Origin of the sequence: Pseudomonas tohonis, assembly GCF_012767755.2 — a bacterium.
Lineage (GTDB): Bacteria > Pseudomonadota > Gammaproteobacteria > Pseudomonadales > Pseudomonadaceae > Metapseudomonas > Metapseudomonas tohonis.
The window spans coordinates 6,642,501-6,655,462 of record NZ_AP023189.1 but is presented as its reverse complement, the minus strand read 5'-3'; the positions used below and the strand labels follow the sequence as shown (position 1 = coordinate 6,655,462).

Genomic DNA, 12,962 nt, shown 5'->3' with positions numbered 1-12,962 from the left:
GGCAGGACGGAGGGGATAGGCGCGCATTCATTCGCGAAGGGCTTCTCAGGGGGTGGGATTTCCAGGCAGCCCAGCGGTCTGCTTCGCGAATGGATTCGCTCCCACAGAAATCCCCCATAAAAGAAAACCCCGGCGCGTGGCCGGGGTTTTCGGTGGTGCGGGGCAGGGGTCAGTCGACCGCCTTGACCATGTCTTCGATGACCTTCTTGGCGTCGCCGAAGACCATCATGGTCTTGTCTAGGTAGAACAGTTCGTTGTCCAGGCCGGCGTAGCCGCTGGCCATCGAGCGCTTGTTGACGATCACGGTCTTGGCCTTGTAGGCCTCGAGGATCGGCATGCCGGCGATCGGCGACTTCGGGTCGTTCTTCGCAGCCGGGTTGACCACGTCGTTGGCGCCGAGCACCAGGACCACGTCGGCCTGGCCGAACTCGGAGTTGATGTCTTCCATCTCGAACACCTGCTCGTAGGGCACTTCGGCCTCGGCCAGCAGGACGTTCATGTGGCCCGGCATGCGGCCGGCGACCGGGTGGATCGCGTACTTCACGGTCACGCCACGGTGGGTCAGCTTCTCGGCCAGTTCCATCAGCGCGTGCTGGGCACGGGCCACCGCCAGGCCGTAGCCGGGAACGATGATGACGGTGTCGGCGTTGGTCAGCAGGAAGGCCGCGTCGTCGGAGGAGCCCGACTTCACAGGGCGCTGTTCCTTGCTGCCGGTGGCGGCGCCGGCATCCGCATCGGCACCGAAGCCGCCGAGGATGACGTTGAAGAACGAGCGGTTCATCGCCTTGCACATGATGTAGGAGAGGATCGCGCCCGAGGAGCCCACCAGCGAACCGGCGATGATCAGCATCGAGTTGTTCAGCGAGAAGCCGATACCGGCGGCGGCCCAGCCCGAGTAGCTGTTGAGCATCGACACCACCACCGGCATGTCGGCGCCGCCGATCGGGATGATGATCAGCACGCCGATGACGAAGGCCAGGGCCACCAGCAGGGCGAAGGCGCGGATGTCACCGGTGAAGGTGAAGTACAGGCCCAGGCCGAGGATCGCCAGGCCGACGGCCAGGTTGACCATGTGCTGGCCCTTGAACACCACCGGGGCGCCCTGGAACAGGCGGAACTTGTACTTGCCCGAGAGCTTGCCGAAGGCGATCACCGAACCGGAGAAGGTGATGGCACCGATGGCAGCGCCGAGGAACAGTTCCAGGCGGTTGCCTTTCGGAATGGCGTCGCCCAGTGCGGCGACGATACCCAGGGACTGGGGCTCGACGACGGCGGCGATGGCGATGAACACGGCGGCCAGGCCGATCATGCTGTGCATGAAGGCGACCAGCTCCGGCATTTTGGTCATCTCGACGCGCTTGGCCATGACCGAGCCGGCGGTGCCGCCGACCAGCAGGCCGACGATGACGTAGCCGATGCCCTGGGTGGCCAGCTCGGCGCCGAGCTTGTAGATCAGGCCGACGGTGGTGAACACCGCGATGGCCATGCCGATCATGCCGAACAGGTTGCCGCGACGGGACGTGGTCGGGTGCGACAGGCCCTTCAGTGCCTGGATGAAGCACACCGAGGCGACGAGGTAGAGAACAGTGATCAGGTTCATGCTCATGGTCAGTGCTTCTCCGCCGACGCCTTGGGCGCTTTCTTCTTGAACATTTCCAGCATGCGTCGGGTGACCAGGAAGCCACCGAAGACGTTGACCGCGGCCAGGGCCACGGCCAGGGTGCCCATGGCCTTGCCCAGCGGGGTGACGGTGAGGGCGGCGGCCAGCATGGCGCCGACGATCACGATCGCGGAGATGGCGTTGGTCACGGCCATCAGCGGGGTGTGCAGGGCGGGGGTCACGTTCCAGACCACGTGGTAGCCGACGTAGATCGCCAGCACGAAGATGATCAGGTTGTAGATGCCGTCAGAAATCATATCCATGTCCGCTGCCCCTTAGCCGTTGGTGCGGACGACTTGCCCGTCGCGGCACATCAGGCACGCGGCGACGATGTCGTCTTCGAGGTTGACGTGGAACTGGCCGTCCTTGTCGATGACCAGCTTGAGGAAGTCCAGCAGGTTGCGCGCATAGAGGGCCGAGGCATCCGCCGGCACCAGGGCCGCCAGGTTGCTGTAGCCGACGATGGTGACGCCGTGCTTGACCACCACCTGCTCGGCTTCGGTCAGCGGGCAGTTGCCGCCCTGTGCCGCCGCCAGGTCGATGACCACGGAGCCCGGCTTCATCTCGGCGACGGTCGCCTCGTGCAGCAGGGTCGGTGCCTTGCGGCCCGGGATCAGCGCGGTGGTGATGACGATGTCGGCCTGCTTGGCGCGCTCGTGCACGGCCTTGGCCTGGCGCTCCATCCAGGAGGCCGGCATCGGGCGGGCGTAACCGCCGACACCCTGGGCGCATTCGCGCTCTTCATCGGTCTCGAAGGGCACGTCGACGAACTTGGCGCCGAGGGATTCGATCTGCTCCTTCACTGCGGGACGTACGTCGGAGGCTTCGATCACCGCACCCAGGCGCTTGGCCGTGGCGATGGCCTGCAGGCCGGCGACACCGGCACCGAGGATGAGGATGCGTGCGGCTTTGACGGTGCCGGCGGCGGTCATCAGCATCGGCATGAAGCGCGGGTAGTGGTGCGCGGCCAGCAGCACGGACTTGTAGCCGGCGATGTTGGCCTGGGACGACAGCACGTCGAGGCTCTGGGCGCGGGAGGTGCGCGGCGCCGCTTCGAGGGCGAAGGCGGTGATGCCACGGGCATTCATGCGCGCGATGGTCTCGTTGCTGAACGGGTTGAGCATGCCGACCAGCACGGCGCCGGCCTTCATGAGGGCCAGTTCGGCGTCGGAGGGGGCGACGACTTTCAGCACCAGGTCGGCACCGAAGGCGGCGGCGTCGCTGCCGAGGGTGGCGCCGACGGCTTCATAGGCCGCGTCGGTGATGCTGGCGCTGACGCCGGCACCGCTCTGGACGGTGACCTGATGGCCTTGGCCGATCAGTTTCTTGATGGTCTCGGGAGTCGCGGCTACCCGCGTTTCACCGGCCAGGGTTTCGAGAGGAACACCGATGTGCACGTAAATTCTCCTGCGTGATCGTTGTGATTGACCAGCGCACTACGTTGGCGCTCTGGCGGGGGCGGATCAGCACAAAACCGCTCGGTGCACTGGGTGCTGACCGGCGGGCGCGGCATTTTGCAGGCGAACCGCGAGTGCTTCAAGAAGTTCTGAAGTCAAACGCGGCAGTAACTACAAGTCACCAATTGACCGGGAAAACGGCCATTTGATTCAAAGCGCCGTCCGGACTGGCTGCGCAGCCTATCCGGAGGCCCTGTGGGCGGGGAATGACATCCCTGACATGAATGGATGTCCATCAGGCCATGCCCGACCCACTGGGAGGCCGCGACATCCTGCCGTCATTGGCGGCGCGACTGTTAGTCAGCGTTTTTTATAGTTGCCATAAGTGTCTGGAAAACGGGGCTTCTGTAGCTTTGATGAATATTTGACTACAGGGTCAAATATCGCCGAAAAGCCCGTTCCAGAGGGGGAAGTGCAGGAAGGGCGGGCGCGCCCTGTGGTGGATTGTCGCGGTTGCGCCTCAAACCAGCAGGCCGAGGCTCTTGGCGCGCATCACCGCCTGGGTGCGGCGCTTCACGCCGAGCTTGCTGTTGATCTTCTTGGTGTGGGTTTTCACCGTGTTCACCGAGATGAACAGGTAGCTGCCGATCTCCTGGTTGGAGAAGCCCTCGGCGAGCAGTTGCAGGACCGAGCGTTCGCGCTGGCTGAGCAGGTTGCTGTGGTCGCCCGTGCCCGCCGTGCCGCTGCGCTCGCCGGTCTGGCCGGCGGTGGGCCACTCCTGCAGCAGGCCCTGCATGCCGAGGTGGGTGGCCTGTTGGCGAGCCTCGCGCTCCAGGTTGGCGGCATCCTCCTGGCCGAGCCAGCGGGCCGCCTCGGCCAGCGCCAGGCCGACTTCGCAGGCCAGCGGTCGGTACTGGAGGAATTCGCAGCGCTGCAGCAGTGGGCGCAGCATCGCCTCGGCCTGTTCGGCGCGGCCCGCCGCCAGGTGCCCGCGGGCCAGCAGGAGCAGGTTGCGCAACGGCAGGGTGGGGTAGTCCAGCGGTGGCATCCAGGGGCTGTCGCCCTCGAAGTAGCGCTGGATGCGCAGGCCCACGGGCTCGACGCGGTCCCAGCGCTGCTGCCGGGCGAGCACGCGCATGCTCTGCAGGCTGAGCACGCCGTTGAAGGACAGGCGCCAGACCTGGCGGCAATGCATTTCCCGCTCGGCATCACGCAGGTGGACGAAGGCCTGGTCGAACTCGCCGCGCCGCGAGCGGAGTTCGGCAAGGCCGAGGTAGCCGTGCAGGGCGAAGGGGTCGGCGCATTCCAGGGCCTGTTCCAGGCCGATGCGCAGTTCCGTCTCGGCGTCGTCGAGGCGGCCGTGGATCAGGTGCAGTTCGCCCTGGATCAGGTGCAGTCGGCCGAGCAGCAGGCCGTCCACCGCCTTGCGCTGGCCGATCAGGACGAAGCTCTGGGTGACCAGCCCCTGGGCGCGGGCGAACTCGCCGCGCAGCAGCAGCAGGCGGGTGCGGTCGAGGTTGATCAGGGTTTCGAACAGCAGGCTGCCCTGGCGCCGGGCGATCTCCAGGGCGTCGTGCAGGCGCACCGGGGCGAGGTCGGGCTGGCCGCTGGCCATGGCGATGCGGGCGAGGGCGGAGTGGCACAGCAGGATCGGCATCCAGTCCCGCTCGGGCAGGTGTTCCAGGGCCTGCTGGCAGTGCAGCGCGGCGTCCTGACCGGGACGGCCGCGCAGGGCGCCGAGCACGCCGTGCAGGGCCTGCCAGTTGGCCAGCAGCTTGCGGTTGCGGCGGGCATCGGCCTGGGGCAGGAAGCGGCCGAGCTTGTGGATACAGTCCTCGGCTTCGTCCAGGCGCCAGGCCAGGAGCAGGGCCCAGGCGTTGAGGGTGAGCAGGCGCGGCGTACTCTCCAGCAGCAGGGCCGGGAGTCGGCTGCGCCAGGCGAGCAGGTGGGCGAGGTGCTGCTCGCCGGTGAGCCATTCCTGGCCGAGGTGTTCGAGGTAGTTGGCGGCGACCTCCGGTTGCCCGGCGCAAAGCGCTTGTTCGATGGCGTCTTCCACCTGGCCGGCGGCGATGAACACCCGGCACGCCGCCAGGTGCAGGTGGGCCGCAGCGGTGGCCGAGATGCGGTTGTGCAGGACCTTGGCCACGGCGGGCAGCACGCGGTACCAGTGGCCGTCCTCGTCCAGCGGCATGCAGAAGGCCTGGCGGGCGAGCAGGCGCGAGAACAGTTCGGCGCCGTCGCTTTCCTCCCACAGCTGGCGGCACAGTTCGGCGGAGACCTTGGGCAGGTGGACCAGCGCGAACAGGCAGCGGGCTTCCTCGTCACCCAGGCGCGCGAGCAGTTCGTGGTCGAGGTATTCCTTCAGCCAGCAATGGCTGGCGGCGGCAGCGGTGCCGGGGCCGTGCGGGTGATTGCGGCTGGACAGCTGCAGGCGGGCGCCGGCGCACCAGCCTTCGCTCTCCTGCCAGAGTTCCTCGCGCTGGGCGTCGCTGGCCTGGGGGGCGAGCTGGTCGACCAGGCGCTCCAATTCGTCGCGGGTCAGGGCCAGGTGGGTGGCGTCCAGTTCCTGCAGTTCGCCGGCCAACAGCAGGCGTGGCAGGTTCCAGTCCGGCCGCTGGCGGGCGCTGACCAGCAGCTGCAGGTTGGGCAGGGCGCGGGCGAGCAGTTGGTCGATGCAGGCATCGAGTTCGGCCGGGGGCTGGCTCGGGTAGTCGTCGAGCACCAGCCACAGCGGCTTGCCGCCGCCATCGAGCAGTTGCAGCAGGGCGAGCGGCGCGGGCAGGTCGGGGACCGGGCGCTGCAGGGCGCCGGCGATCTGCGCGATCAGCTGCTCGGGGTGCAGCGGCTGGCCGGCGAGGTTGAGCCAGAGCACCTGGCCGGGGTCGCGCAGGCCCAGCAGCAATTCGCTGAACAGCACGCTCTTGCCGAAGCCGGCCGGGGCGCAGAGCAGGCGCAGTCGGCTCTGTTCGGCGAGCAGGCGTTCGGTCAGCCGGGGGCGCGGCACATGGGCCGGCGGCAGGCGCGGGATGCTGGAGTGGGGAGCGCGAACGGACGGAACGCCGGAGCTGCTGCGGGGCATGGCGGTTCTCGCGGATGTTGTTGTTATGGGATGAACCGTGGTCATTGAGACTAGACCCAAGGCAGCGGCAGGTGAAGCGCTATGGCCGCGAATGATTGTGCGCCATAACGCAGCCCCGGAACGCACGCGCCCCGGACATGCCGGGGCGCGGGTGGAGCGGGTGGGTCAGCGGATGCCGGCGTTGCGCAGGGCGGCCGGGGTGTAGTCGGCGCCGCTGGCCTTGAAGCCGAATTCGGTGCCGTGTTTCTCCTCGTTCTTCAGGCCCAGGGCGATGTAGCGGCCGGCGATGATGTCGTACAGGGCTTCCAGGGTGTAGCCGGAAACCTGCTGGCCGTAGTGGTACTCGGCGTGGCCTTCGCCGACGCGCCACAGCTGGCCGCGACCGTCGTAGTGATCCACCAGGGCGACCTGCCAGCTGTCTTCATCGATGTACATGTGGCGCTTGGCGTAGATGTGGCGTTCGCCGGATTTCAGCGTGGCCTCGACTTCCCAGACGCGGTGCAGCTCGTAGCGGGTCAGGTCCTGGTTGATGTGGCCGGCCTGGACGATGTCCTTGTACTTGAGGGAGGTGGAATCGAGCTTGTAGCTGTTGTAGGGGATGTACATCTCCTTCTTGCCGATGAGCTTCCAGTCGTAGCGATCGGGCGCGCCGGAGAACATGTCGAAGTTGTCGGCGGTGCGCATGCCGTCGGCGGCGGTGCCGGGGCCGTCGTAGGCGACCTGCGGCGCCCGGCGCACGCGGCGCTGGCCGGCGTTGTAGATCCACGCCAGGCGCGGCTCCTTGACCTGGTCGATGGTCTCGTGGACCAGCAGCACGTTGCCGGCCAGGCGCGAGGGCGCGAGGACCCGCTGCTTGAAGTAGAGGAGGATGTTGGCGGCCTTGTCCTGGTCGAGGTCACTCATGTCGCCGGGGAAGGCGACTTCGTCCTGGAACTGCACCGGGGAGAAGGAGCCGTTGGTCTGCGGGGTGACCTGCACCACCAGGCGCCGGGCGTTGCCGCCACGGTAGCGGGTGATGTGGTTCCACAGCACCTGGACGCCGTCCTTGGGAATCGGGAAGGCGTAGTAGTGGCTGGCGGCGAAGTTGGACAGGCCGTTGCCGCCGTCCACCGGCTGGGTGTTGAGGGCGCTCTGCTTGGCGGCGGCGTAGATGGCGTCCGGCGCGGCGGCGGTGCGGTGGGTGGTGTAGACCGGGATCTTGTAGGTCTCGGGGTAGCGCTTGAACATCGCCAGCTGGCCTTCGGAGAGCTTGTCCTTGTACTGCGCGGCGTTGGCGGCGGTGATGGTGAACAGCGGCTTCTCGCTGGCGAAGGGGTCGCCGAGGAAGCCGTTGGCGTCGATGGCGGCCGCGTTCTTGGGCAGGCCGCCGGTCCATTCGGGGATGCTGCCATCGGCATTGCCGGCCTTCTCGGCGCCCAGCGGGGTGAGGCTGGTGCCGAGCTTGGCGGCCTCGTCGGGCGATACCGCGGCCATCACGGTGGCGGCCAGCAGGCTGAGGGCCAGCACACCGCCTTGCAGGATTCTTGTGGTTCTCATTGTGCGAGTCCTATGCGGTCGTTGATCAGAAGTTCAGGCCGAAACTGAGGGCGATGAAGTCGCGGTCAGTGGTGGTGTTGTAGTGGCCGCCGAAGAAGTCGGTGTAGCTGAGGCTGGCGGTGTAGGTGTTCTGGTATTCGGCGTTGAGGCCGAGGCTGATGGCCTTGCTGCCTTCGTTGAAGTTGGGGCCGTAGCCGTCGACGTCATGGGACCAGGCGAGGCTGGGGGTGAGGTTGATGCCGGCGAAGACGTTGCTGTAGTCCAGGGCGGCGCGGGCGCGGTAGCCCCAGGAGCTGCTGGTGTAGAAGCCCTTGTCGTTGCACTCGCGCTGGGCCGGGCTGGTGGCGGTGAGCGCCAGGCAGGTGGCTTGCGAGGAGAGCTGGCCGGGGCCGTAGATCGGGTCGCGGCCGTAGCGCAGCGAGCCCATGTCGTCGTCGAGGCCGCCGATGTGGTTGTAGCCGACCTCGGCCACCAGGGTCAGGCGGCTGGCGCCCATGACCTGGTCGACGAACTGGGTGGCGGTGACCTGGGCCTGGGTGACGGGCTTGCGCTCGTAGCCGTGGAGGATGGCGCCGGCGGTGTTGCTGCCGTGGCCGCTTTCGAAGATCGGCGAGGAGGGGACGGCCAGGGCGGCGAAGGACAGGTCGGTGCTGTTGAGCTGCAGCGGCATGTTGGGGCGGAAGCTGAGCTCGCCGGCGACCGAGGTGCCTTCGATGTTGGTCTGGAAGCTCACGCCGTAGAGGCGGATGTCCTCGGGGTATTCGATGAAGTAGCGGGCACCCGGCGCGCCGGGGATGACCGCCAGGCTCGGGGTGGTGGTGCGGATGGTGCTGAACACCGGCCCGCGGCTGTGGTAGTTCATCGCATAGGCGCCGAACTCGGTGTCGTTGAACTCCGGCACGAACCAGCGCAGGGCGACGCCGAACTGGCCGCTGTCGCGGGCGTCCTTGTCGCCGGCGCGGGGGATGTAGAGGGTGGCGCCGGTGTTGGTGGAGACGCCGGGCGGCAGGTCGGGGCCGTTGACGATGAGGCGGTCGGTGCAGCCGTCGGCGACCACGTCGGAGGTGGAGAAGAAGGTGCCGCAGTTGTCGGCGACCGTCTGGTCCCACTCCAGCTGGTAGAAGGCTTCTGCCGAGAGGCTGTCGGTCAGGCTCTGGGAGACGTAGATCATGTTGACCGGGATGAGGCCTTCCTTGATCTCGGCGCCGGGACGGCGGAAGGCGGCGACGTCGATGGGGTTGATGCTGTTGATCGAGTTGCCGATGAAGGTGCTTTCGCCCCAGCTGACCACCTGCTTGCCGACGCGTACGCTGCCGGGCAGGTCGCCCAGGTTGTAGTTGTGGTAGATGAAGGCGTCGAGGATCTGCGCGCCCGAGGACTTGGCGCCCTCTTTGCGGTTGTGGTCGTCGATGTCGTAGAACTCGCGGTGCTCGTCCTTCAGCTCGAAGTCGTACCAGTACTTGCCGCGGATGAAGACGCCGGTGTCGCCGTACTTCAGTTCGAGGTCATGGATGCCCTTGAAGATCTTCGAGAAGGTCTCGCCCTTCTTGAAGTTGAGACGGCCGTCGTCGGAGGTGCGCGAGAGCGCTTCGCCACCGCTGGCGACGGAGATGAATTCCGGGTCCGGCGCGCGGGTGCCCCAGCTCGCGCCGACCGACAGCGATGAGTCGAACTGCGCTTCTATCTCCCCGATGTTGAAGGTGACGGCGAACGAGGGGGCGGTGAATCCCAGTGCCACGGCGGCGGCCAGCGCGTGCGGCCGGAAGATTCCGCGCATTGTTCTTGTTGTCATGCGGCTCTCCAGTGAAGGATGAAGGAGGCCTCATGCTAATCAGCCGAAAGTCTGCCCATAACTGCCTGAACGGGCGATTTCACCCATCACCCGGGTGGGTGATGCCATCGCCCGCGCGGGCCTGCGCGGGGGCTTTTCAGGGCGACGAAGGGCGGGCGGGGCGATACGGCCTGGCGGGCTGCTACTTTGCGTGACAGTGGCGGGCGTGTGGACTCAGTCCTGGCCGGCCTGCTGGCGATAGAGGCACGCGGCTTCCACCAGCCAGTCGCGGAAGGCGCCCAGGGCGGCGGATTCGACCTTGCGTTCGGGGATGATCAGGTAATAGGCCTTGTCGCTGCGGAAGCTGTGGTCCAGCGCGGTGACCAGGCTGCCGTCAGCCAGTTCGCGCTGGATGAGGAAGGGCGGGATGAGGGCGATGCCCATCTCGTGGGTGGCGGCCTGGGCGAGCATGGAGAAGAGTTCGTAGCGCGGGCCGCTCATGTCACGCGGGACATTGAGGCCGAGGGAGCCGAACCACTGGCGCCAGGCGTAGGGGCGGGTGGTCTGTTGCAGCAACGGAAGGCCGGCGATCTCGCTGGCGCTGAGGCGCGTGCGGCCGCCCAGCAGGCGCGGGCTGCACACCGGCACCGAGTGCTCGTGCATGAGGAAGTGGGATTCGGTGCCCGACCAGTCGGCGTCGCCGAAGTAGAGCGCGGCATCGAAGGCGGTGTCGGCGAAGAGGAAGGGGCGGGTGCGGTTGGTGAGGTTGACCGTCACTTCCGGGTGCAGGCGCTGGAAGTCCGCCAGCCGGGGAACCAGCCATTGCGTGCCGAAGGTGGGCACCACGGCCAGTTCGATGGCCATCGCGCCCTGCTGGCCCATCACGGCGAGGGTGTCGCGCTCCACGGCGTCGAGCTGGGTGGCGATGCGGCGGGAGTAGGCGAGGCCGGCCTCGGTGAGCTTCACGCCCCGGCGCGAGCGGCGGAACAGTTCCAGGCCGAGGAATTCCTCCAGCCCGCCGATCTGCCGGCAGACGGCGCTCTGGGTCAGGGCCAGTTCTTCGGCGGCCTTGGTGAAGCTCTGGTGCCGCGCGGCGGATTCGAAGGCGATCAAGGCACTGGTGCTGGGGATCTTGCGGCGCATGCTGTACCTCTGCCTCACAATTGACTGGCGTAAACGGCGGCTTGTGCGATTTCGGAGTGAGAAATTAGCACAAGAGGGTGCGAAATCCTCGTTTGCCCCTGGCGGCCGGCACTGTCTAGGATGAATGCATACGACAAGACGGGCGCGACCCGTTCCGCATCCACCGCATACCGAGGATTCCTTCATGGCTGCCAAAGCTGCTTTCAACTGGATCGACCCGCTGCTGCTGGACCAGCAACTGACGGAAGAGGAGCGCATGGTGCGCGACAGCGCCGAGCAGTTCGCCCAGGACAAGCTGGCGCCCCGCGTGCTGGAAGCCTTCCGCCATGAAAAGACCGATCCGGCGATCTTCCGCGAGATGGGTGAGGTCGGCCTGCTGGGCGCGACCATCCCGGCGGAGTACGGCGGCAGCGGCCTGAACTATGTGTGCTATGGGCTGATCGCCCGCGAGGTGGAGCGCGTCGACTCCGGCTATCGCTCGATGATGAGCGTGCAGTCGTCCCTGGTGATGGTGCCGATCAACGAATTCGGCAGCGAGGCGCAGAAGCAGAAGTACCTGCCGAAGCTGGCCAGTGGCGAGTGGATCGGCTGCTTCGGCCTGACCGAGCCGAACCACGGTTCCGACCCGGGCTCGATGATCACCCGCGCGCGCAAGGTGGAGGGCGGCTACCGCCTGACCGGCAGCAAGATGTGGATCACCAACAGCCCGATCGCCGACGTCTTCGTGGTCTGGGGCAAGGACGATGCCGGCGATATCCGCGGCTTCGTGCTGGAGAAGGGCTGGGAAGGCCTGAGCGCACCGGCCATCCACGGCAAGGTGGGCCTGCGGGCGTCCATCACCGGTGAGATCGTGATGGATAACGTGTTCGTCCCCGAGGAGAACATCTTCCCCGAGGTGCGTGGCCTGAAGGGGCCGTTCACCTGCCTGAACTCCGCACGCTATGGCATTTCCTGGGGCGCCCTGGGTGCCGCCGAGTTCTGCTGGCACACCGCGCGCCAGTATGTGCTGGACCGCCACCAGTTCGGTCGCCCGCTGGCGGCCAACCAGTTGATCCAGAAGAAGCTGGCCGATATGCAGACCGAGATCACCCTGGCCCTGCAGGGTTGCCTGCGCCTGGGTCGCATGAAGGATGAAGGCACCGCTGCGGTGGAGATCACCTCGATCATGAAGCGCAACAGCTGCGGCAAGGCGCTGGAGATCGCCCGCCTGGCCCGCGACATGCTGGGCGGCAACGGGATTTCCGACGAGTTCGGCATCGCCCGTCACCTGGTGAACCTGGAGGTGGTCAACACCTACGAGGGGACCCACGACGTGCATGCGCTGATCCTCGGTCGCGCGCAGACCGGTATCCAGGCGTTCTTCTGATCCGGAGTTGCCACTCCCTCTATATATAGAGGGAGTGGTGCCTGTCCTTCCTTCTCCTTTGGGTGATTCCATGGCCGGTGCCCTTTCGCATATCCGCGTGCTCGATCTTTCCCGTGTGCTGGCCGGGCCCTGGGCCGGGCAGATACTCGCCGACCTCGGTGCCGAGGTGATCAAGGTCGAGCGACCGGGGGCCGGGGACGACACCCGCTCCTGGGGCCCGCCCTATCTGAAGGACGCCGATGGCCGGGATACCAGCGAGGCGGCGTACTTCCTTTCCGCGAACCGCAACAAGCAGTCGGTGACCATCGACTTCACCCAGGCCGAGGGGCAGGCGCTGGTGCGCAAGCTGGCGGCGGAGTCGGACATCCTCATCGAGAACTTCAAGGTGGGTGGGCTGGCGGCCTATGGGCTGGACTACGAATCCCTGAAGGTGATCAACCCGCGCCTTATCTATTGCTCCATCACCGGTTTCGGCCAGTTCGGGCCCTACGCCAAGCGCGCGGGTTACGACTTCATGATCCAGGGGCTGGGTGGGCTGATGAGCCTGACCGGGCGTTCGGATGCCGAGGAGGGAGCCGGGCCGGTGAAGGTGGGCGTGGCGCTGACCGATATCCTCACGGGGCTGTATTCCTCCGTCGCCATCCTCGCTGCATTGACCGCGCGCGCTACGACCGGGCGTGGGCAGCACATCGACATGGCGCTGCTGGATGTGCAGGTGGCTTGCCTGGCGAACCAGGCGATGAACTACCTCACCACGGGTAACGCGCCTCGCCGGCTGGGCAATGCCCATCCCAACATCGTGCCGTATCAGGACTTCCCCACCGCGGATGGGGATTTCATCCTCACCGTTGGCAACGATGGGCAGTTCCGCAAGTTCTGCGAGGTCGCCGGCCACCGGGAGTGGGCCGACGACCCGCGTTTTTCTTCCAACAAGGCGCGAGTGGCGAATCGTGCCGAGCTGATCCCGCTGATCCGCCAGGCGACCGTGTTCAAGACGACGGCCGAGTGGG

Annotated in this window: 9 protein-coding genes (1 of these 9 only partly in view); 2 read left to right on the top strand and 7 right to left on the bottom strand. The window is 66.8% G+C overall.

Going from position 1 to position 12,962, the window contains the following annotated elements:
• Positions 1–169 precede the first annotated feature (169 nt).
• The 7 genes from HSX14_RS30260 to HSX14_RS30230 all read right to left on the bottom strand — a co-directional run bounded on the left by HSX14_RS30260 (position 170) and on the right by HSX14_RS30230 (position 10,586).
• Positions 170–1,606 (bottom strand): NAD(P)(+) transhydrogenase (Re/Si-specific) subunit beta, encoded by a 1,437-nt coding sequence (locus tag HSX14_RS30260; protein WP_173178210.1) that lies wholly within the window; start codon positions 1,604–1,606, stop codon positions 170–172.
• A 2-nt stretch (positions 1,607–1,608) separates the two neighbouring features.
• Positions 1,609–1,923 (bottom strand): NAD(P) transhydrogenase subunit alpha part 2, encoded by a 315-nt coding sequence (locus HSX14_RS30255; protein WP_021217425.1) that lies wholly within the window; start codon positions 1,921–1,923, stop codon positions 1,609–1,611.
• Positions 1,924–1,935: 12 nt separating this feature from the next.
• Positions 1,936–3,057, bottom strand: coding sequence for a Re/Si-specific NAD(P)(+) transhydrogenase subunit alpha (locus HSX14_RS30250; protein ID WP_173178211.1), 1,122 nt, complete (start codon positions 3,055–3,057; stop codon positions 1,936–1,938).
• A gap of 520 nt (positions 3,058–3,577) precedes the next feature.
• Positions 3,578–6,136 carry a LuxR C-terminal-related transcriptional regulator gene (locus HSX14_RS30245; RefSeq protein ID WP_173178212.1) on the bottom strand — a complete coding sequence of 853 codons (2,559 nt, stop codon included), beginning with the start codon at positions 6,134–6,136 and terminating at the stop codon, positions 3,578–3,580.
• Between the two features lie 165 nt (positions 6,137–6,301).
• Entirely contained in the window at positions 6,302–7,672 is a 1,371-nt protein-coding gene (locus HSX14_RS30240; RefSeq protein WP_173178213.1) for a DUF1329 domain-containing protein, read from the bottom strand.
• Positions 7,673–7,697: 25 nt separating this feature from the next.
• Positions 7,698–9,464, bottom strand: a complete 1,767-nt coding sequence (locus HSX14_RS30235; protein WP_173178214.1) for a DUF1302 domain-containing protein — start codon at positions 9,462–9,464, stop codon at positions 7,698–7,700.
• Between the two features lie 213 nt (positions 9,465–9,677).
• On the bottom strand, positions 9,678–10,586 hold the full coding sequence (locus tag HSX14_RS30230; RefSeq protein ID WP_173178215.1) for a LysR family transcriptional regulator: 909 nt from the start codon (positions 10,584–10,586) through the stop codon (positions 9,678–9,680).
• Positions 10,587–10,770: 184 nt separating this feature from the next.
• Here HSX14_RS30230 and HSX14_RS30225 point away from each other — a divergent pair, with 184 nt between their 5' ends.
• Together HSX14_RS30225 and HSX14_RS30220 are read left to right on the top strand one after the other, a co-directional pair.
• Complete coding sequence (locus HSX14_RS30225) at positions 10,771–11,952, top strand: acyl-CoA dehydrogenase (RefSeq protein WP_173178216.1); 1,182 nt, start codon at positions 10,771–10,773, stop codon at positions 11,950–11,952.
• A gap of 70 nt (positions 11,953–12,022) precedes the next feature.
• Positions 12,023–12,962, top strand: the 5' portion of a protein-coding gene (locus tag HSX14_RS30220) for a CaiB/BaiF CoA transferase family protein (protein WP_173178217.1). It continues 284 nt past the right edge of the window; only the first 940 of its 1,224 coding nucleotides appear in the window; the start codon lies at positions 12,023–12,025; its stop codon lies beyond the right edge, outside the window.